Annotated in this window: 18 protein-coding genes; 4 read left to right on the top strand and 14 right to left on the bottom strand. The window is 54.7% G+C overall.

Translation table 11 applies throughout. The features are described 5' to 3' along the window. Positions 1-8 precede the first annotated feature (8 nt). Both glpK and MKZ15_RS18090 read right to left on the bottom strand, forming a co-directional pair. A complete protein-coding gene (glpK, locus tag MKZ15_RS18085; RefSeq protein ID WP_213623346.1) occupies positions 9-1499 on the bottom strand; it encodes a glycerol kinase GlpK in 1491 nt (496 codons plus the stop codon). Between the two features lie 161 nt (positions 1500-1660). Further along, entirely contained in the window at positions 1661-2104 is a 444-nt protein-coding gene (locus MKZ15_RS18090; protein ID WP_155606303.1) for a MarR family transcriptional regulator, read from the bottom strand. Positions 2105-2331: 227 nt separating this feature from the next. Here MKZ15_RS18090 and MKZ15_RS18095 point away from each other — a divergent pair, with 227 nt between their 5' ends. The 3 genes from MKZ15_RS18095 to nagA are packed head-to-tail and all read left to right on the top strand — an operon-like array spanning position 2332 to position 5107. Continuing rightward, positions 2332-3195, top strand: coding sequence for a MurR/RpiR family transcriptional regulator (locus tag MKZ15_RS18095; protein WP_155606302.1), 864 nt, complete (start codon positions 2332-2334; stop codon positions 3193-3195). Next, complete coding sequence (gene nagB / locus MKZ15_RS18100) at positions 3195-3923, top strand: glucosamine-6-phosphate deaminase (protein WP_339817237.1); 729 nt, start codon at positions 3195-3197, stop codon at positions 3921-3923. Before MKZ15_RS18095 ends, nagB begins: the two co-directional genes overlap by 1 nt. Beyond that, positions 3923-5107, top strand: coding sequence for an N-acetylglucosamine-6-phosphate deacetylase (nagA, locus tag MKZ15_RS18105; RefSeq protein WP_339817238.1), 1185 nt, complete (start codon positions 3923-3925; stop codon positions 5105-5107). Before nagB ends, nagA begins: the two co-directional genes overlap by 1 nt. Positions 5108-5197: 90 nt before the next feature. Here the strand turns inward: nagA and MKZ15_RS18110 are convergent, their stop codons facing one another. Continuing rightward, the gene (locus MKZ15_RS18110) at positions 5198-6328 is read right to left on the bottom strand and encodes a YhcN/YlaJ family sporulation lipoprotein (RefSeq protein ID WP_213623344.1); all 1131 of its coding nucleotides are present in this window, start codon (positions 6326-6328) and stop codon (positions 5198-5200) included. Positions 6329-6540: 212 nt separating this feature from the next. On the opposite strand from MKZ15_RS18110, the gene MKZ15_RS18115 reads away from it, so the two are divergent. Further along, positions 6541-7611, top strand: coding sequence for a glycosyltransferase (locus MKZ15_RS18115; RefSeq protein WP_339817242.1), 1071 nt, complete (start codon positions 6541-6543; stop codon positions 7609-7611). Positions 7612-7684: 73 nt separating this feature from the next. Here MKZ15_RS18115 and MKZ15_RS18120 read toward each other — a convergent pair whose 3' ends face one another. From MKZ15_RS18120 to MKZ15_RS18170, 11 genes are all read right to left on the bottom strand, one after another. Beyond that, positions 7685-8755: a glycosyltransferase gene (locus MKZ15_RS18120; RefSeq protein WP_339817243.1), complete on the bottom strand. Its 1071-nt coding sequence runs from the start codon at positions 8753-8755 to the stop codon at positions 7685-7687. A gap of 17 nt (positions 8756-8772) precedes the next feature. Beyond that, positions 8773-9759 carry a polysaccharide biosynthesis protein gene (locus MKZ15_RS18125; RefSeq protein ID WP_155606296.1) on the bottom strand — a complete coding sequence of 329 codons (987 nt, stop codon included), beginning with the start codon at positions 9757-9759 and terminating at the stop codon, positions 8773-8775. A gap of 45 nt (positions 9760-9804) precedes the next feature. Next, positions 9805-11112, bottom strand: a complete 1308-nt coding sequence (locus tag MKZ15_RS18130; protein WP_244868503.1) for a nucleotide sugar dehydrogenase — start codon at positions 11110-11112, stop codon at positions 9805-9807. A gap of 51 nt (positions 11113-11163) precedes the next feature. Continuing rightward, a complete protein-coding gene (locus MKZ15_RS18135; protein WP_339817245.1) occupies positions 11164-12093 on the bottom strand; it encodes a glycosyltransferase in 930 nt (309 codons plus the stop codon). Positions 12094-12183: 90 nt separating this feature from the next. Beyond that, positions 12184-12591, bottom strand: a complete 408-nt coding sequence (locus MKZ15_RS18140) for a hypothetical protein (protein ID WP_193418152.1) — start codon at positions 12589-12591, stop codon at positions 12184-12186. 126 nt (positions 12592-12717) lie between these two features. After that, complete coding sequence (locus MKZ15_RS18145) at positions 12718-13428, bottom strand: glycosyltransferase (protein ID WP_155606293.1); 711 nt, start codon at positions 13426-13428, stop codon at positions 12718-12720. Continuing rightward, the gene (locus MKZ15_RS18150) at positions 13425-14357 is read right to left on the bottom strand and encodes an NAD-dependent epimerase/dehydratase family protein (RefSeq protein ID WP_339817246.1); all 933 of its coding nucleotides are present in this window, start codon (positions 14355-14357) and stop codon (positions 13425-13427) included. The genes MKZ15_RS18145 and MKZ15_RS18150 overlap by 4 nt, the downstream gene beginning before the upstream one ends. Then, the gene (locus MKZ15_RS18155) at positions 14350-15180 is read right to left on the bottom strand and encodes an SDR family oxidoreductase (protein ID WP_155606291.1); all 831 of its coding nucleotides are present in this window, start codon (positions 15178-15180) and stop codon (positions 14350-14352) included. The genes MKZ15_RS18150 and MKZ15_RS18155 overlap by 8 nt, the downstream gene beginning before the upstream one ends. After that, a complete protein-coding gene (locus tag MKZ15_RS18160) occupies positions 15177-16160 on the bottom strand; it encodes a polysaccharide biosynthesis protein (protein WP_155606290.1) in 984 nt (327 codons plus the stop codon). Before MKZ15_RS18160 ends, MKZ15_RS18155 begins: the two co-directional genes overlap by 4 nt. Then, on the bottom strand, positions 16153-17244 hold the full coding sequence (gene wecB, locus MKZ15_RS18165; RefSeq protein WP_339817249.1) for a UDP-N-acetylglucosamine 2-epimerase (non-hydrolyzing): 1092 nt from the start codon (positions 17242-17244) through the stop codon (positions 16153-16155). The genes MKZ15_RS18160 and wecB overlap by 8 nt, the downstream gene beginning before the upstream one ends. 4 nt (positions 17245-17248) lie before the next feature. Beyond that, a complete protein-coding gene (locus MKZ15_RS18170) occupies positions 17249-18760 on the bottom strand; it encodes a glycosyltransferase family 4 protein (RefSeq protein ID WP_339817251.1) in 1512 nt (503 codons plus the stop codon). Positions 18761-18790: the final 30 nt, after the last annotated feature.

Here is an 18790-nt window from a genome sequence, read left to right on the forward strand (position 1 = left end):
GCGGTCTGTTATTTAAAGGCCATCGCGGCATGAACCGCTTTCAGCCAGCCTTGATAGAGGACTTCCCGAGTAGGCTGCGACATGGCCGGTTCAAACCGGCGATCTAGCCGTTTGCACTGCGAAATTTCATCCAGATGACTCCAGTAGCCTACCGCCAGCCCCGCCAAAAAGGCCGCCCCCAACGCCGTCGTTTCGCCAATCGCTGGACGTTCTACGGGCACCCCGAGAATATCGCTCTGGAACTGCATCAGGAATCCGTTCGAGACGGCCCCTCCGTCCACCTGCATGGACCGTACGGCATACCCGGAGTCCTGCTCCATCGCGCTAAGGACATCTTTCGTCTGGTAAGCCAACGCCTCAAGCGTCGCTCGAATGAAGTGCTCCTTCTTTGTTCCTCGCGTCAGGCCAAATACGGCCCCGCGTACATCGCTGTCCCAGTAAGGGCTTCCGAGGCCAACGAATGCAGGAACAACATAGACGCCTTCCGTTGAGGCGACGCGCGAGGCATATACCTCACTGTCCTTCGCATCCCGGAATAGACGCAGCCCGTCGCGCAGCCACTGGATCGCCGAACCGGACACAAAAATGCTGCCCTCCAGCGCATATTCCACTTTTCCGTTTAATCCCCAAGCCAACGAGGTGATCAACCCATGCTCGGATACGACTGGGGTACTCCCCGTATTCATGAGCATGAAACAGCCGGTTCCGTAGGTCGTCTTGACCATTCCCGGTTGGAAGCAAGCCTGCCCGAACAAAGCGGCTTGCTGGTCCCCCGCCGCTCCTGCGATCGGTACCTCTTCCCCGAAGAAATGATAGGGAATGGTCGTACCGTACACCTCGGAGGAGGACTTGACTTCAGGCAGCATCGCCTTCGGTATATCGAGCAGCGCCAGCAACTCGTCATCCCAGGTCAGCTCGTGGATGTTATACATCAGCGTCCGAGATGCGTTGGAGTAATCCGTCACATGCAGGCGTCCGCCGGACAGCTTCCAGATCAACCACGTATCAATGGTACCGAACAGCAATTCTCCGTTTGCCGCCCGTTCCCGTGAGCCTTCGACATGGTCGAGGATCCACTTGACCTTGGTGCCAGAAAAATACGGATCCAGCAGCAGGCCGGTCTTTGCCCGGAACAGGGCGTCATGTCCCGCTTCGCGCAGCTCCTCACAGATGGAGGCCGTTTGCCGGGATTGCCAGACGATCGCCGGATAAATCGGGTTGCCGCTCTCTTTCTCCCAAACGACCGTGGTCTCTCGCTGGTTCGTAATGCCAATACCGGCGATTTGCCTCGGCTTGATGCCGGATTCCGATAGGCAGGAGGCGATGACCGATAGGATAGATCCCCAGATTTCGTTCGGATTTTGCTCTACCCAGCCAGGTTCGGGAAAATACTGCGGAAACTCCCGCTGCGCCGAGTAGACGATGTCCCCCTGCCGGTTGAACAGGATTGCCCGCGAACTTGTCGTGCCTTGATCCAAAGCCAAGATATACTTCTCCATCGATTTCCCCCGTTTCAGTTGGTGAAGTAACGCTTGCATTTCTACTCCTATCATAACCCGGCAAGCCTCGGGTGCGCTATCGGCATCGGCTTCTCAATAAAGGAACGGAATGAAACAAAGAACCACGGGGATACCCCGTGGTTCTTTCCCGCCCGCCAACCTTACGGCTTGTAACTCTTGGAGAGCTTCTCCAGAATCGTGATCATCATTTCCAATTCCTGCTGGCTTAGCACGGATAAATGCGTTTTCAACACTTCCCGCGATTTCTTCCGAGCTTCCCCAAGCACCTCAGCCCCGCGCTCAGTGACCGACAGCAGCACAGCCCTCCGGTCCTGCTCGTCGTGTCGCCGCTCCACGTAACCGCTTTGGACAAGCCGGTCGATCATCACCGTGATCGCGCTGGGCTTAACCTCAAGCTTGTCCGCCAAATAGCTGACATTACACGTTTTCTTCCGAGCAATCAGCGTCAGCATATGAAATTGAGGGCCGGTCAGGCCAAGCTCATGGTGATGCATTAATTCGGTTTTCATTTTGCGAAACGAATTGGACCACACCGAGTCGATCCGATCTATGTAATTGTCGAGATCAAAGGACAACCAAACCATTCCTCTCTCCGGAAAATAACCCTATTTTTTAGTTTATTATGCAACCCCCGAAAATACAAGGAATCTGTCGTCATTTGACGGGTTACCCTACTTGAAAAAGCTCTAGAATTCCTTTATGATGAAACCGTAAATCAAAATAATTTTCACAGTTTACACAGAGTTTATAAAAATAATTTTCGCTTTGAACGAATTCCATTGCCGCACTTCCATAAGGGAGGATCCAATCTATGACACCCATATTGCATGCCGTATCCAGCCATCTGGAGACGTTGCCGGCTCAGGAGCGCAAGCTCGGCGAATACATTTTGGAAGCGCCTGCCTCCGTCGTTCATCAGGGGATCACGGAGCTGGCGAACGCGTGTGGAATCAGCCCTTCAACGGTGACCAGGTTCTGCAAAACCTTTCACTTTAAAGGATTCCCCGATTTCAAAATGAAGCTGGCCTCCGAGCTGGCCCATAAGCCCGCGGAGAACCACTACCAAGACATCATCGCCGGCAACGACCTGCAAAAAATCGTCGAAGCGATGGAAGCCAATCATGTGGCCTCCATTACCGACACCACTCGGCTGCTGGATATGAATCAGCTTTCCCGCGCCGTAGAGGCGTTATGCCACGCGAAACGCATCGATCTGTACGGCGTCGCAACCTCCTCCATCGTCGCTCAGGACTTCTATCAGAAGCTGGTTCGAATCGGCAAGAACTGCACGGCCTTCGCCGATTCCCATATGCAGATCACCTCGGCTTCCTCGCTAAGCGAAGGAGACGTGGCGCTGGCGGTCTCTTATTCGGGGGAAACGCCGGAAACCATCGACGCGCTTCGATGCGCCAAGGATAGCGGCGCGACCACGCTGTCACTCACGCAGTACAGCAATAACTCTCTCGCTTCGCTGGCGGATATCTCTTTATTCTCGTCATCGCTGGAGGAAGGCATGCGCCGGGGGGATATGGCCTCCCGGATCGCACAGCTGCACGTCATCGATATTTTGTTTACAGGCATGGTCAGCCTCGAGTTTCAAGACTTCATTCCGAAGCTGGAAACCTCGTACCAGAATGTTCAAATTTACCGTAAAATCCAAGGAGGGCAACACTAATGTTGAATATTATCAAAACAAACAGCGAACAGCAGTTCAAAGAAACCGGGGCAGGCATCATCGCCAGTCTCTTGCAATCCAACCCACGGGCGATCCTAGGCCTTGCTACGGGCAGTACGCCGGTCGGGGTGTACGAGAAGCTGATAGAGCTTTATAAGGAAGGCAGCGTGAGCTTCAAACAAGCCAGCAGCTATAATTTGGATGAATATATCGGATTGCCGGCGGGCCATCCGGAGAGCTATCGTCGCTTCATGGACGAGAAGCTGTTTAACCATATCGATATTTTGTCCGAAAATACGCATGTGCCATCCGGTGCTGCAGCGGACCCTGAGCAAGCTGCCAAAGATTATACGAAGCTGCTGGACGAAGTTGGCCAAATCGATTTGCAGTTGCTAGGACTCGGCCATAATGGGCATATCGGCTTCAATGAGCCGGGCGAAGAACTTACAGGGCCGCCGCATGTCGTGAAGCTGGAAGAACGCACGCGCCTCGCGAACGCACGCTTTTTCTCATCCATCGATGAGGTGCCGACGCATGCGTTGACGATGGGGATCGGCTCGATCCTTCAGGCCAAACAAATCCTATTGATGGCTAAAGGCGAAGACAAGGCGGAGGTTATCGCTAAAGCGTTGAAAGGTCCGATCACGACCCAATGTCCGGCGTCGCTGCTGCAAACCCACTCCAACGTCGTTGTGGTCGTCGACCAAGCCGCAGGGAGATATCTGTAATGAGCGGAAACGATCGAACTTTCAACCTCGTTCATGCCGAAGTCGTTACCCCGCGCGGAACGTTCCGAGACGGCGCCGTTGCGGTTAAAGATGGCGTAATTACTTACGTCGGCACGACCGCCGGATTACCGAACCCTGCCGAGGCCGAGACCATCGATGCGGGAGGCAGCTACGTGCTGCCCGGCTTTATCGATGTGCATGTGCATGGCGGAATGCTGGAGGATTTCTCGAAACCCAGCAAGCAAGGTCTCGATGCCATCACTAAGCTCCATTGCAGCCAGGGTACCACCTCGATGCTGGCTACCACAATGACTCTCCCCAAAGCGATGATCGACAACGTGCTGGCGGAAGTCCATCAATATATCACCGGAGGGATGCCTTATGCCCAGTTGGTTGGCGTCCACTTGGAAGGACCGTTCATTAGTCCGAAATGGCCGGGAGCGCAAAATCCCGAGCACATTGTCCCGCCTAACCGGGAATGGGTTGAGGCCTGGGACCGGCAATATCCGGGATTGATCAAGCAAGTGACGTTCGCGCCCGAACGAGAAGGGGCTCATGAGCTGATCCGCTTTTTGCGGAAGCAGGGAATCGTCGCCGCGGCAGGCCATACCGATGCCACCTACGAGGAAATCATGGCCGCTTACGAAGTGGGCTTAAACCACTCCGTTCATATGTTTAACGCCATGACCCCGCTGCATCATCGTAAACCAGGCACTGCGGGCGCGATCCTTAGCACGCCTGGAATCAGCGCGGAAATTATCGCCGACGGCATCCACGTTCATCATGCGGCGATCCGGCTACTGGCCAGCGTAAAAACCGGCAGCAACCTGATCCTCATCACCGACGCGATGTCGGCAGCGGGGCTTGGCAATGGGGATTACATGCTGGGCGATTTGCCGGTTGTCGTCAAGGATAATGTCTGCACGTTGCGTGACAGCGAGGGGACGTTGGCTGGCAGTACGCTGACGATGATCCGAGGCTTCCGCCATCTCGTACGTGAGGTCGGATTATCGGTGGAGCGTGCGTCGGAAGCCGCCAGCGGCAATCCAGCGAAGCTGATTCGCATCGACCACCTAACCGGTTCAGTGGAAACCGGCAAGCAAGCCGACTTGCTGCTGGTTGACCGGGATTTGGATTTGCAGCGGGTTTGGGTCAAAGGGCATTCTTTCCGCGAACACGAATAAGGAGACGTTCTCATCAAAAGATAAAGCGCGAGCAGCAGGGACTTAACATCATCCCGCTTCTCGCGCTTTTATCCTTCTTATGAACTGCCCTTAGCGGGTCGTTCCACCAGTAAAGCCGGCATTCGTGCCTCGTGCACCAGTACCGGTCGTGCCCATGTTATTTACCCCGTTGCCCATGCCGGCGTTAGGACCTGTCGGCGCATAGCCGTTCGGGCCGGTCATCGTTCCCGTGCGTCCGGGAAAGACACGATTGATCATCGTTTCGAAATCGCTAATGAAATTGTTCAGCGTTCCGCCGCCTCGGGATTGCGTCCCGTAATCTCCAATGCGGGAGACAAAGTCGGCGTCTCCGGACACATAGACATTGCGGATGTGCGGTGCCGATTGCTTAATGGCAGCCGTTATCCGATTCTTTACATCTTGGGATACGTTATCCGTACCGGCACCCAAGGCTCCATTTCCTGTCGTAAACCCGGTAGGGGTGTTGTTCATCGTCCCCCTATTTGTACTGGTTCCATAAGCCGATGTCCCCGTCCCGCGGTTTACGCTGGACATTCCCATGCTGCCCCCAGGATACATCGATCCGAAGCGGTTTCCTGTCGTTCCGGTACCCAGCATGGAGCCGTTCCCACTGCGGTAACCGGTCGTTCCGTTGCCTAGCATGGAGCTGTTATCGCTGCGGTTGTCATACCCCGCCCCGAACAAACCGCCCCGTCCAAGATCAAAGAGGCTGCCCCCGGTACCTGTACGGCCAGTGCCGCGTGCCAATCCGTTATCCGCTGCACCGCGAGTTCCGTAGTCCGCGCCGTAAGGTCCGCCCACATTGGTCGTCCCGAGACCGATTCCGTTCGGACGCTGCATGCCGTAAGCGGTGGTGCGTCCTGTCGTATGATTGCCGTGGAGCGTGACGCCGACATAAGCATCACGGTCGGTAACAACGACATGTGCCGTTTGAACATCGCGAAGCTGCGCGACTTTATTGCTCAGCGCGGGGCTATAGCGCAGGGAACGGATGCGCTGATCCTGGCCGTTGCCGGCGCTGCGGGAGAACAGGCGGTTACCCTGGTTCAGGGAATTGACGTCATAGTTACGGTTATTGCCCCGCAAGCTTTGCGTGCGCACATTATTGTTGTCTTTACCGTCTCCACAACCCGCCACCAAAGCAACCCCGGCCAGCAATGCTGCGGACAACGATAAGTTAACGACTTTCGCTCCTCGCATGTAGTCATCCTCCATCCGTAATAATTGATGTATGAAACAGGACTTATCATGCGCCAAATCCCGTAGTCGTCATACAGGTAAACATAACCGAGCGACCCACCTAACGCCTGCCAGAAGGCGGGCGGTATCCAGGTAAATCAACCCACACGTCCGATTCGGACAGCGCGTAAACTAATCGTAAGACGCTCAATAACTTCAAGGGGTGCTAGCCCATGAAAGTGCTGTTTACGTTCTATGTTCCGAGCGGAGGGGTTGAGACCCTAAATCGCTTGCGCTGTATCGCGCTGAAGAGTCGGGACATTGAAGGACATATTATGTATTTACGCCCCGGATCCGGTCTTGTGAATACGCAGTTGGCGAACATTCCCGTTATGGTGGAGCCAGGGGATGTCGAACTGATTCAACGGTTACCCCAATATGATGCGGTAGTGGCTACTTCGGATTTCTGGATGCCGGGAAGGCTGCGCCGACTTGGATTTAAGAAACCAATTGTTTATGAAATTCAGGGTTTGGGAACCCGGGATGATGCAGAGAAGACACTGCGAGAAGGGACGCAAGAAATTCTTCGCCATTGCCAGGCTTCACTGATGCCGCCGACGCCCCATCTGATGGAGCTCGCTTCCTCCTATTACCCGTCGCTGCCCAGGTTCGTGTTCCCGAATCCGCTGGATACGCAGCACTTCCATTACAAGGCCCAGTCCAAATATCCGGTGCCGATCATTGCGTGGGTTGGAAGGCTAGAGCCCAACAAAAATTGGGGGTTATTCTTAGAAATCGCCGCCGCGCTGCATCGTCAGCGTCCCAAGATGGAAATATGGATGTTTCTCGATTATCAACTACCGACCGAGGACACCAAAAACGCCTTTTGGCAACATGTCAGTCGGCTTGGACTTCAATCCATCATAAAGCTATACCCGAATACACCCAACCGGGAGATGCCTTATTATTTATCGCGGGTTGGGGATTCCGGGGGGCTCTTGATCTCCACATCCACCTTGGAGGGCTTTGGCTATGCCGTCGCCGAGGCATTGGCCTGCCGCTGCCCCGTTCTTACCACCGATTCCGACGGGGTTCGTCTTTTTATTAAGCATAATCAAACGGGCAAGTTCTTCGCTTATCCGCAAGTAGGCCAAGCGGTAACCGGCGCTTTGGAGCTGATGGACAATTCCGCAGTGCGGGAGAAGATCCGCAGCTCAGGACAACGGCATATTCACCAGTGGTTGTCGCCGCAGCAATATGCCGATTCGTTCCGTCAAATGCTGAAGCGTTTAGGGGTGCAATAAAGAAAAAGCCAAAGAACCTCCAGCGATCTGGAGGTTCTTTGCTTGGCAAATTTTTTTAGCAAAATGACATATACTATTGGGGAGATGCCGTGTCTATAGCCAACTTCAGCTTCTTCTCGTTATCGAGAAGCCCGGGGTCGTCCGGCAAATAGCGAAGCGCCTCCCGGTTATGCTCATAAGCCTTGCCCAAATGGCCAAGCCGCGCATAACACAGGCATAGCCGGCTATGGGGCAGCCATGTCCGGGAAGCCGCATGCACGATGGCCGTCCAGTTGCTACCATTTGCGTTCTGCAGCGCCTGAACATACCAATACACGGCCAGGGTCCACTCCTGACGGTCTTCCATACATTTGCCTATGGCACAGCAAATTTCCGGTTGCGGAATTTCAAATCGGAAGGTTTGCAACAGCATCTCCAGCTTCTCCCGTTCGTGGCCCAAATGGCCATAACAATCGCTTAAACGAGCGCAGGCCAGAACGAGGTCATCCCGATTCGCCTTCGGGTCGAGGAGGAACTCCGCAAAATGCGGCACCGCCTCCTCATAACGTCCCGCATCGGCTAACTCACATGCCAAATGAAAGCGCAAGCGCCCTTCCAGCATGCCGCCGGAAGCCAAATAGTGTTCAATGATCTGTAGATTCCGTCCGGAATGGCTCTCGACACCGCGATGGGTAACGGCGATATCCGTCAACAGCTGTTTCCCTTCGGTGACCTCAAGATATTCGTGCACGATACCGATCCAACGGTAGTTTCGGCTTCGCTTGACCAACCGGTTGCGGCGCGTTGAAGCCAAGGGCTCCCCGGTCTTCTCCTGCTCGCGAAGCACGTATTTCATCAGAACCGCATCGATATCGGAGGCCAACTCTTGCTTCAATTGAAGGAACTTGATGCGGTTTGGCTCGGTGATGACGTCGTCGGCGTCCAACCAAAGAATATAATCGCAGGACGCCAGCGAGAAGGCGTAATTCCGCGCAGCCGCGAAGTCATCCTGCCAGACGAACTCAAAAATTCTCGCTCCATAATCTGCGGCTACCTCCTGGGTACGGTCGCTGGATCCCGTATCCACAATGACGATTTCATCCACCAAATCGGCAACGGAGGTTAAGCAGACGGGAAGACGAGCCTCTTCATCTTTGACAATCATGCATAAGCTGATGGTAATCAGTTGAGAAACCCTCCCTCCTTCAGTAACTCGGCAACATCAGCTTTATTGAGTAAGGAATCATTGGAATGGTATTCCGAGAACTGAGCGGGTGAGAAGGCCGAATAATGGGTGGCCAGCTCCTTGGAGCCGGGAGGAAGGATGACGTAATATTGACCGCTATATTTCAACGTATAAGGAGCCTCGTAGCGGGAGACCAGCACCTCATGCAGCTTCTCCCCGGGCCGAATCCCTATTTCCTTAACGGGAACGTGATGCCCACGATAATGCTCAGCCAGCACCTCCGCAATATCGATGATGCGGCATGCCTTCATTTTCATGACGAAGGTTTCGCCCCCGATCGCCGTCGTGGCCGCTTTGAGTAGCAGGTCGATCGCTTGGGCTAAGGTCAGAAAGAACCGAGTCATCTCCCGAACTGTAAGGGTCAAGTCTTTCCCTTCCCGCAGTTGGTTGATGAACAACGGGACGACGCTGCCGTTCGTTCCAAGTACATTTCCCCCACGAATACAAGTAAACCGGGTATGTTCGCTTAAATCGTTTGCGCGGATCATCAGTTTTTCTCCGATCGCTTTCGTCATCCCGTACGTATTCGTCGGATCAACCGCTTTGTCGGTGGATACGTCTATTACTTTGGCCACTTTGTGCGCGATACTCGCTCGAATGATGTTTTCAGATCCAAGCACATTGGTCTTGAGCGCTTCCTCCGGCTGAAATTCGCAAACCGGCACATGTTTAAGCGCCGCAAGATGGAAGACATAGTCGACCCCTTTGCAGGCCGCATCCACCGCAGCGTAGTCGCGTACATCACCGATGAGGTACCGCACGGAGGCATGCCCGCCAAATTCCCGCTGCATCAAAACCTGCGCATATTCGTTTCTCGAGAAAATGCGGATCTCCCGCGGCCCCTCCTGCAGCAGCCTCCTCGTCAACGTTTTCCCCCAAGATCCAGTTCCCCCGGTAATCAAAATCGTCTTGTCTCTAAACATCCTTCTACCTTCCTTTCGTGACTATATTCGCCCGTGAATTTCCGTTTAAGAATCGGCTTTTTTTTCTCTGAAACCCGACTTTCCGCCCCCCAGCGTAACAACCCGCGCTTTACCTTGAATGCCGGCGGCCGCGTTTCGCGTATCGAACACGAATGGCGCGTGCTCCATAACCTCCTTCAGCGGTAAACCATGGTGATGAACCGCCAGAACCACGCCATCTGAGGAAGCCAAACGCTCCTCCTCCAACTCCACCGAATGTAGCTTAACGCCGTCGATCTCTACCTCCGATATCAGCGGGTCGTGATAATCGATCTTTGCCCCTGCGGCCATCAGCAGTCGGATCAATTCGATCACGCTCGACTCGCGGATATCGGCGACATCTTCTTTAAACGTAATGCCAACCACTAAAATCCGCTTTCCGAAAAGAGTAATACTGTTCAATTCCTCCTGTAGCCGGGAAACGATGTACGCCGGCATGTCGCGGTTAATCCGCGCGCTGATCTCGATAAACGAGCTGGTCGCCCCCATCTGCCGCGCTTTCCATTGCAGGTAAATCGGATCTACCGGGATGCAATGTCCACCGACGCCGGGACCGGGATAAAACGGCTTAAATCCAAACGGCTTGGATGAGGCCGCCTCCACCACTTCCCAAACGTTGATTCCCAGCTGATCACAGAGCAAAGCGAACTCATTAATAAATGAAATATTGACGAAGCGGAAGGTGTTTTCCAGCAGTTTGGCCATTTCAGCCGTTTCCGTCGAGGAAACCCGTACGATGGTTTGAAAAGCCGCGCGATAGAGTTCCTCCATCCGATCCGTGCAAGCGTCGGTGATGCCGCTGACGATTTTGGGGATATCCCGCAGCGAATAGCGGCGACTTCCGGGATTAACCCGTTCCGGTGAAAACCCGACAAAAAAATCCGTTCCCGAGTTTAAACCGTTTTTTTGCAGAAGAGGTAAGATCACTTCCCGGGTAGTTCCGGGGTAAGTAGAACTTTCCAACGCGACCAACTGCCCGGGCTGCAGATGCTCCCCGATTTTTTCCGCGGCATCGATCAGATAGGTCATGTCCGGGACATGCTGATCCGTCAATGGGGTCGGCACGCAAATAATGATGGCTTCTGCGCTTGCGATCCCGCCGAAGTCCGAAGTTACCGTCAATTGCTGAGCATCGGCATATCGTTTGATCTTCACATCGGGAACGTCCGCGATGTAACTGCGTCCCGCTCGCAATAGCCGTAATTTCTCTTCGTCCTTGTCAAGGCCGATGACGCGAAAGCCCTGGTCCAGGAACGTTTCTGCCAGGGGCAGGCCGACATAGCCCATGCCTACGATGGCGATGATACGTGACAATATCCATCTCCCCTTTCGCTTGTTGTTGGGTTATAGGTCGATCCCGGAAATTCAGCCGACGATCGAACCTATCATTTCGAGAAGCTGCAGGGTACGGACGGAGGTCGTATGTTTCTCCCTGACGAACTCATAACCTTGCCGGCTGATCTTGGCCCGCAGCGATTCGTTGTTCGGATGCAGATAGAAGTGAAGCTTAGCCAGGAAATCCCTTTCCGTCACAGCCGCATAATGAACGCCAGATCTGAAGCCAAGGGCCTGCAAATCGGCGTTGTCGGAAGCTAGCAGCAGCGTGTTGCAAGCGGGGACCTCAAAATACTTGCGCAGCGGATAATGGTAAATCGAATCACAGGTCAGGAAGATCTTGGTTCGGTTCACTTCAAGCGCAAAGCCGCGCGCTACGTGCGCCTGAGCGTCGGAGCCGAAATCCGTGTACCCGGGGTGATTGTGGGATACAAAGCCGGGATGCCCGGACAAGGCCATCTTCATCTTATGGCGAAGCGGGTACACCTTAGGGTTGGTTGCCCCCATGAGCAAAACATTGATGTTTTTTCGACGTTGGTAATCCCTGAACACGGTCGGCTCCACAAAGTGGGGGAGCCAAAACAGACGACCCTTGAACTCGGGAAACCGCTGCCGGAACGCTTGCCTATACATCGCAAAGATATTCGCGGACGGAAACCGATGTAAGAACTCCCGACGTTGCTCAGGCCTAGCGTGCAGATCATGCATGATCATGCCCCAGGGCACCTTCAACTGGGCAAGCCCATTTACGGGCGGGCAGTAGGATGCATGGAACATGTCGTTAAACAGAATAAAATCGGGTTGAAAGGGAGTCCGCCGGAGAATCGAACGTACCTCCCCGCCTCTATAATCCAATGCCAAATCGGTATGTTTTCTTAGTTCCAATTGCATGTAATGAATATTCCGCTCCAGATAATGACTGAAATCCTTCGTTACAAACAAGATTTTTAGACGCTTCATCCCTTCAAGTCCTTTTCTGTCAGAGGTCGACGATTTCATTTAGCAGAAAACCTGCCCGGGACACCCCGAGGCAGGTTTTCTGGGCATAACCTAGCCCTGTTCGGCAATGCCAGTAAATGATTCTGGGCCGTTACGGATAGCTGTTGTAGCCCCGGAAATATAGGACGTATAGATCGTTTCGGGAGCAGCAGGAGCTTGCAAATCGGCAGCTACGAAGGACGTAACCTCCGTCGACGTAGCACTATTGACGACACCGTCGAGGGTAAAAATGACATTGGCCGGAGCAAACGTCAAGCCGCGGACGATTTCGATCGTAAACGTATCGCCGACTCCTCCCAAAATCCCAACGGATCCGGACAGAATGACGATCGGATTCGGTACGTTTTGCGTCTGCAGGCCGATAACCCCGAACAAAGCGGGAGTATCTGTGAGCGGAGTCCCAGGGAACCCAGGTTGGTTGGAGTTTACGGAGCTTCTGGCATCAAGAAAGACACCCATCTCTTAATCACCACCTTCTTGTAATCTAGTACAGGTTATGATCGGAGCTCCGTTTTGGTATAGACAACTTGATCAAGATAACCGCTTATTTTGTCTCTCTTCCCAATCAGGGGTTCACCTCATTCGTCAAGAAGTAGCGATGAGATGAGTCAGGGCACCGCGGTAGCGGTTCTGTAGGAAGGCAATTTCCGCCGTGATCGCCGCTTGATGGCGCAGCGTTCCCATCCCCGAATGGCGCCGGTAATTCACTAACGGTACGTTTAAATAAGGAAAAGCGGCGCGGGACAGCAACACCCGGTGCCACAAATCGTAATCATGAGTATACGGCAGGGCCTCATCAAACAAACCGACGCGCTCGATCAGGCTGCGGCGAATCATCACGGTACAGCCGTTCACGGGATTGCCGCTGTATAACGTGTTCGCCAGCTCCCGCATCCCCAGAGGCTGCATGCCGGCATTGTATTGGGTGATTCGGCCGTATTCGTCGATATAATGGAAGTTGGTGTGGGAAATTTCAGCGCCTTGCTCCCGCATGAAATTCAACTGTACCGCAACTTTCTCTGGCGAGAACAGATCGTCCGAGCTGAGCCAAGCGATATACTCTCCGGAAGCATGGCGGATTCCGTGGTTTAAGGCGGAGGCGGTCCCCCCGTTGGCTTTTCCCAGATAATAAATATGCCCCCGGTACGGAGCGAGCCGCTCGGCATGCACAGTCGAACCGTCATCAACGACGATAATCTCCGTATGCGGGTACGTTTGGTTCAGCGCGCTTTGCACGGCCTGTTCAATATACGGACAGTTATAGAACGGAATAATGATACTTACACGTGGATTCATGACGAAGCGGTTCCCTCCTTGCGAAAATAGTCCAGTACATCCTGCAGGGATTGTTCCCAGGCCAAACTTGAGCGCCACCCTAAAGCCTGAAGCGCTTCGGGAAGGAGCGGCCCAGTGCTAACGAGGGGTTCTCCTCCTGACGGGCGACCCATCATTAATTTCAAATCCGCAACTTCCGTCAGCTGCGAGAAATCCTCCGCCAGCTCAGCCAAACTCCTCTCTTGCCCCGAGCAAACCGGGTATACCTCGCCAACCTCACCTTTGCGAAGCAGGATCTCGTAGGCATCCACCGCGTCGCGCACATCAAGGAAGTCACGCCGAGCCTCCGCCGACGACAAGAGGAAAGGGGGAGGGGCTTCCCCTCGCTCTAACCCGACGATATGCCGGGCAAGCAGAGAGCAGACGCCCGTGGACGGTCCGGCTCCGATCAAGTTGCCCGGTTCGGCGATCATGACGCTGAGACGGTACAGCTTTCCCCAGGCCAGAGCTGCGGCTTCTTGTAACGATTTGCTCAATCCGTAAGGGTGTGTTGGGTGAAGCGGTCTCTCTAGTCCGAATTTGAGGCGTGATCCGACAACGAGAATGCGGGTATCCTCCAGTCCGAAAGCCAGCAGGCCATCGAGCAGGTACAGGGTTGTCATGACATTAGTTTCTATATAAAGAAGCGGTTCGGACCAGGAGTCTGGGACCGAGTTCTTGCCGCCCAGGTGCAGCACGAACTGCGGCCGGGTCCGATCGATGACGCGTTTGACTCCCGCTTTGTCCGTCAAATCGCAGATGACGTACTCGACACCTTCGATTGCAGGCAGTCCGGCTTCGCTTCTCACTAAAGCGAAGACGTTGTATCCCTTGGCGGCAAGACGGCAGCTGGCGTGGCGGCCGGTAAACCCGCCAGCCCCCGTGACCAGAACCGCCGCCCCGTCACCCATGCCGTCTCATCCAGTCGGCCATTTCCTCCAACATCTGCCGGAATGGAGGGAGAGGGGCCGCCGCCTCCGGACGGGTGTTCACCAGCGTTCGATCGAGGGCGGGACCGTCGTCCGGTTCGATCTCAAGATCGGTTTTTCCCCAGATCTCTTGAAACAGATGAAGCATCTCGTATTTGCTGACAACCTCCGGATGTGCCAGATGGATCAAGCCGGACACCGGACGATCCAGCAGCCACTCGATCGTCTTAGCCAACTGTACCGTGGTCACGCCGTTCCATTTGACCCGGCGATATCCGGATACCTTGCCTTCCTGACTCATAAACCACTGAAACAATCCGATGCCCTGACGGCGAATTTCAGGTCCAATAATCGAGGTGCGGATCGTCAAGTGTCCTTCGTCTTGCACCTCCCCGAGCGCTTTGGTCACGGCATACGTCGTAACGCCATCGGGTTGATCCTCCTCCCGATATCCGCCGCGGTCACCGCGAAAGACGCAGTCCGTACTGATATGAATCAGACGCGCGCCTGTTTTATCCGCCAAATGCCGCAATCGGTGGGGAAGGAATCCATTAATATGGTAGGCCATGATTTTGTCTTGGTCGGCAAACTGGTTCAGCACCCCGACCGCGTTAATAATGACGTCTGGACGAACCAACTGAACCGCCTGATCAACGGCAACGATATCACCGGCATCCAAGATCAAGGAGCCTGGGTCCCCGGGATCACGCGAGGTATAGAACACCTGGTGACCCCCCTGTTCTCGGAAATGCCGTACCAGGACATGACCCGCCATTCCGTGGCCCCCGAGGATCAGCATTTTCATGAAAGGAATCCTCCTTTACTCAGCATGCTGCGGATCTCTTCCTTACTCATCAGCCCATGCTCCGAGCTCAGCTCGCCGAAAGGGACAAGCGGCAAATGACCGTACCGTTCCTTCAAGCCCGCGATGTCCAACGCCGGTAAAATCACTAGATACTCCTTGTCGTACACCACGGTCGTCCGGCTCTCGTATTCGCTGAGCAGCAGCTCATGAATCCGCTCTCCGGGCCGAATCCCCGACTCAACGATCGATATGTCCGCTTCTCCCGAATCCTCGATCAGCACCTCCGCCAGCTCCACGATCCGACAGGTCGGCATCAGCATGACGAAGATTTCACCGCCTTCGCTTTCCTGAGAAGCCTTAAACAGAAGCTGGATCGCCTCCGGCATCGTCAGGAAAAACCGAGTCATTTCCATATCGGTGATCCGAACCTTCTTCTCGCGGATTTGCTGCTTAAACAGATGGATCACGCTGCCGTTCGTGCCCAGCACATTGCCGCCCCGGATGCACACAAACCGGGTCTCCTCCTGAAGCAGATTGGCATAAACGATCAGCTTTTCGCCGATGGCTTTGGTCATACCGTAAAAGTTGGACGGATTGGAGGCTTTGTCGGTGGAGATGTAGAGGACTTTCTTGACTTTGTTTTCGATGGCGGCTTCGATGACGTTTTGCGTGCCGACCACATTCGTTTTCAGCGCTTCGCCCGGTTGCTCTTCGCAAATGGGCACATGCTTCAAGGCAGCCAGATGGTAGATGATGTCCACGTTTCGGCAAGCCGCCGTCAGCGCCTCCTTATCGCGGATATCTCCAATGCGAAACGTAAGCCGCTCATCGTCAAAAGCGCGGCTCATAGCGACCTGAGCTGCCTCCCCCCTGGAATATACGATGATCTCCTTCGGCTCCTGAGGGAGGATCTGGCGGATCAACTCATATCCCCAGGACCCTGTCCCCCCGGTGACCAGAATTACTTGATCTTTAAACATTCAATTTCCCTCCAAGCACGAATTTGACCACTTTTTGCGAAACCTTCTCCTCCAGATAGCCCTCGGGACAAGGCCACGAACGCTCCATCCCCGCCATCATCTCCGCCGCTTCAGCGATGCTGCGGGCGTCCACGCCGGAAACGACGTTACTGCCGCAATCTACCGTTTCCGGCCGCTCCGTGGTTCGGCGAATCGTTACCGTAGGCACCTGCATGATACAGCATTCCTCCTGTACGGTACCGCTGTCGGTTAACGCGCATAACGCATGCTTTTCCAGCTTCACGAAATCGAAAAACCCAAACGGCTCATAAAATTCCACCAAAGGATGCATTTCCAGCTTCAAATCGCGTTCGATCCGTGATCTCGTGCGGGGATGAATGCTGCATACCAACCGTTTGGACGAGGCGGCTGCCACCCGGTTCAACCCCTCCATAATGGCGTGCAGGGAAGCCGGGCGATCGACATTCTCGGCGCGGTGGGCTGTGACGAGATAATACTCTCCTTCCTGAAGCCCCAAGCGTTGCAGGATGTCACTCGCTTCGATCTGCGGCTCGTAATGCTTCATCACCTCATAAATCGGATTGCCGGTCAGTACGATGCGATTGCTCGGAACGCCCTCAGCGATCAGATGAGCTTTACTTTGCGGGGTATATGGCATGTTGATGGTCGACACCGCATCGATGACTTTCCGATTCTTCTCCTCGGGGACCTCCAGGTCAAAGCAGCGGTTACCCGCTTCCATGTGGATCGCCGGGTAACCCATCCGCTCGGCCAGAACCGCACATAGTGCACTGTTCGTATCTCCCAGCAGCAGCACGCAATCCGGTCGTTCAGCATCTAAGATTCGCTCCATCTGGGTAAACATAGCCGATAGCTGGCTGCCAAGCGTCGTTTGATGATCTTGAAAGATATAGTCCGGTTGTCTCAAACCAAGCTCTTGGAAAAAAACATCGCTGAGACTGGCCGTAAAATTCTGCCCCGTGTGCACCAGCACATGGTTGTCGGCCCACCGGTCCAGCAGCGGGATGATCCGGCTAAGCCGGATGATCTCCGGCCGGGTTCCCAAAATGGTCATGATCTTCACGGTCTCATCTCCTTGCAGACTTATGACGACCGCGCACGCGTTTCGTACGAGCCCTTGCTGTGCGCTGGCCGGGCTTGCGGCGGCGATGGGCCGGCTTGTGAACGCGACCGGTTCCGCCGCGCCGGGCGGTCAAGCTTCTACCGGCACCGAATCTTCTTCTGCGTGATCGCTTAGCTCGCTTCAGCTTGATCCTTCTGCGGCGCCCGGTGGGCTTGACGGACATCGGAGGCGTGGTTTGCCCGATAGGTAATCCCTCCGAGTCCGAGACACGGAGGTCCGCCGCATCCGGAGAGGGCATGATCGGTGCCGGTTCGGGCAGTGGGACCACAAGACCCGAAAGCCCCTGTATGCGCTGAACCAACCCTTGAAGCCGCAAATCATAGGCTGCCGGGCCGAACACCGCTTCTACTTGACCCCGATTCCTTTCCCCCACACTACGAGTCAATTCCATGGAAGACAGCAGCTCCGCACATTTTTCCGCGAGTCCAGCGCTGTCCCGCGTTGGCACCAGGTAAGCCCCGCTGCCCACCGCTTCCAAAATCTCGCGCAAACCGCCCGAAGCATAAGCGACAACCGGTTTGCCAAAGACCATTGCCTCCAGCGCGGTTAGCCCAAACCCTTCCGGAAGAATCCCCGGGACGACAACGATATCCATCGCGCTAAAGGCGGATTCCACATGATCTTCAAAGCTCACGAATTTAAACCGATTCGGATACGGCGAGCCCTGAACCGCTCGCTTTAAGTTCCGGTAATACTCTGGATGAATCTCCGCACCTATGATAACGAACTTCGCCTCCGGGAATCGGCCGGCCAGACTTAACGCCGCGTCGATGAAGTGATCGGCTCCTTTCTCCGGAATCAAGTAAGAAGAAATATAGCCTACCAGCACTTCCGTCGATTTGACTTTCCACCAAGCTCGCTTATGCCAGCGCTGTGCCGGCCAGATGTCGGGGTGGACATCCTCGGGATTCCACGAAGGGTACAGCAGTACGGTTTTGTCCGCAGCCTGCGTTCCGAGGAAAGGAAGCAGCACCGAATCGGAAATCCCGATGATCAAATCGCTGTACTTGTCGATCAAATTCACCGCCTCCGCGGTGAATTCGTTGGACGCAATCACCTCCGTGATCTGCCAAATGACGGGAATTCCCAGCTGTTTAGCGGCGATCGCCGACGAAACATTCACGCTGGTATTCACAAGCACGGCATCTGGCCGCTCCTTATTCAGCAGCTCTGTCGTGCGCTGCACCTGTTCGCTCCAGGCGATGGACTGGAGTTCATCGGCCAAGTTGGCGTGCGGGGCACACATGCTGTAAAGCAGCGCGTTTTCGCACAGGAGGGAACGGATCCCGTAACGTTTGGCCAGAACGGACAAACTGCCCTGCCGAGGAACTACAATCGTACAGTCGTAATAAGCCGATAGCTTCCTCGCGTTGAACAACAACAATTTCTCGGCACCGGTTACGTTTCTTGAATTGCATACATGCGAAAACAGCAGCAGCTTCTTCTTATCCGGCACGATTGCCCCTCCTTTTTTTGCACGATGTCC

It is taken from the genome of Paenibacillus sp. FSL R7-0216 (assembly GCF_037969915.1).
GTDB classification, from domain to species: domain Bacteria; phylum Bacillota; class Bacilli; order Paenibacillales; family Paenibacillaceae; genus Fontibacillus; species Fontibacillus rhizolycopersici.

Bases quoted from the DNA above. Each gene is read 5' to 3' on its own strand.
- MKZ15_RS18135 (WP_339817245.1), bottom strand. From the start codon at position 12,093: ATGAAGCGTCTAAAAATCTTGTTTGTAACGAAGGATTTCAGTCATTAT.
- glpK (WP_213623346.1), bottom strand. From the start codon at position 1,499: ATGGAGAAGTATATCTTGGCTTTGGATCAAGGCACGACAAGTTCGCGG.
- MKZ15_RS18160 (WP_155606290.1), bottom strand. From the start codon at position 16,160: ATGTTTAAAGATCAAGTAATTCTGGTCACCGGGGGGACAGGGTCCTGG.
- MKZ15_RS18115 (WP_339817242.1), top strand. From the start codon at position 6,541: ATGAAAGTGCTGTTTACGTTCTATGTTCCGAGCGGAGGGGTTGAGACC.
- MKZ15_RS18125 (WP_155606296.1), bottom strand. From the start codon at position 9,759: ATGTTTAGAGACAAGACGATTTTGATTACCGGGGGAACTGGATCTTGG.
- nagB (WP_339817237.1), top strand. From the start codon at position 3,195: ATGTTGAATATTATCAAAACAAACAGCGAACAGCAGTTCAAAGAAACC.
- MKZ15_RS18140 (WP_193418152.1), bottom strand. From the start codon at position 12,591: ATGGGTGTCTTTCTTGATGCCAGAAGCTCCGTAAACTCCAACCAACCT.
- MKZ15_RS18110 (WP_213623344.1), bottom strand. From the start codon at position 6,328: ATGCGAGGAGCGAAAGTCGTTAACTTATCGTTGTCCGCAGCATTGCTG.
- MKZ15_RS18145 (WP_155606293.1), bottom strand. From the start codon at position 13,428: ATGAATCCACGTGTAAGTATCATTATTCCGTTCTATAACTGTCCGTAT.
- nagA (WP_339817238.1), top strand. From the start codon at position 3,923: ATGAGCGGAAACGATCGAACTTTCAACCTCGTTCATGCCGAAGTCGTT.
- MKZ15_RS18150 (WP_339817246.1), bottom strand. From the start codon at position 14,357: ATGGGTGACGGGGCGGCGGTTCTGGTCACGGGGGCTGGCGGGTTTACC.
- MKZ15_RS18120 (WP_339817243.1), bottom strand. From the start codon at position 8,755: ATGATTGTCAAAGATGAAGAGGCTCGTCTTCCCGTCTGCTTAACCTCC.
- MKZ15_RS18095 (WP_155606302.1), top strand. From the start codon at position 2,332: ATGACACCCATATTGCATGCCGTATCCAGCCATCTGGAGACGTTGCCG.
- MKZ15_RS18090 (WP_155606303.1), bottom strand. From the start codon at position 2,104: ATGGTTTGGTTGTCCTTTGATCTCGACAATTACATAGATCGGATCGAC.
- MKZ15_RS18155 (WP_155606291.1), bottom strand. From the start codon at position 15,180: ATGAAAATGCTGATCCTCGGGGGCCACGGAATGGCGGGTCATGTCCTG.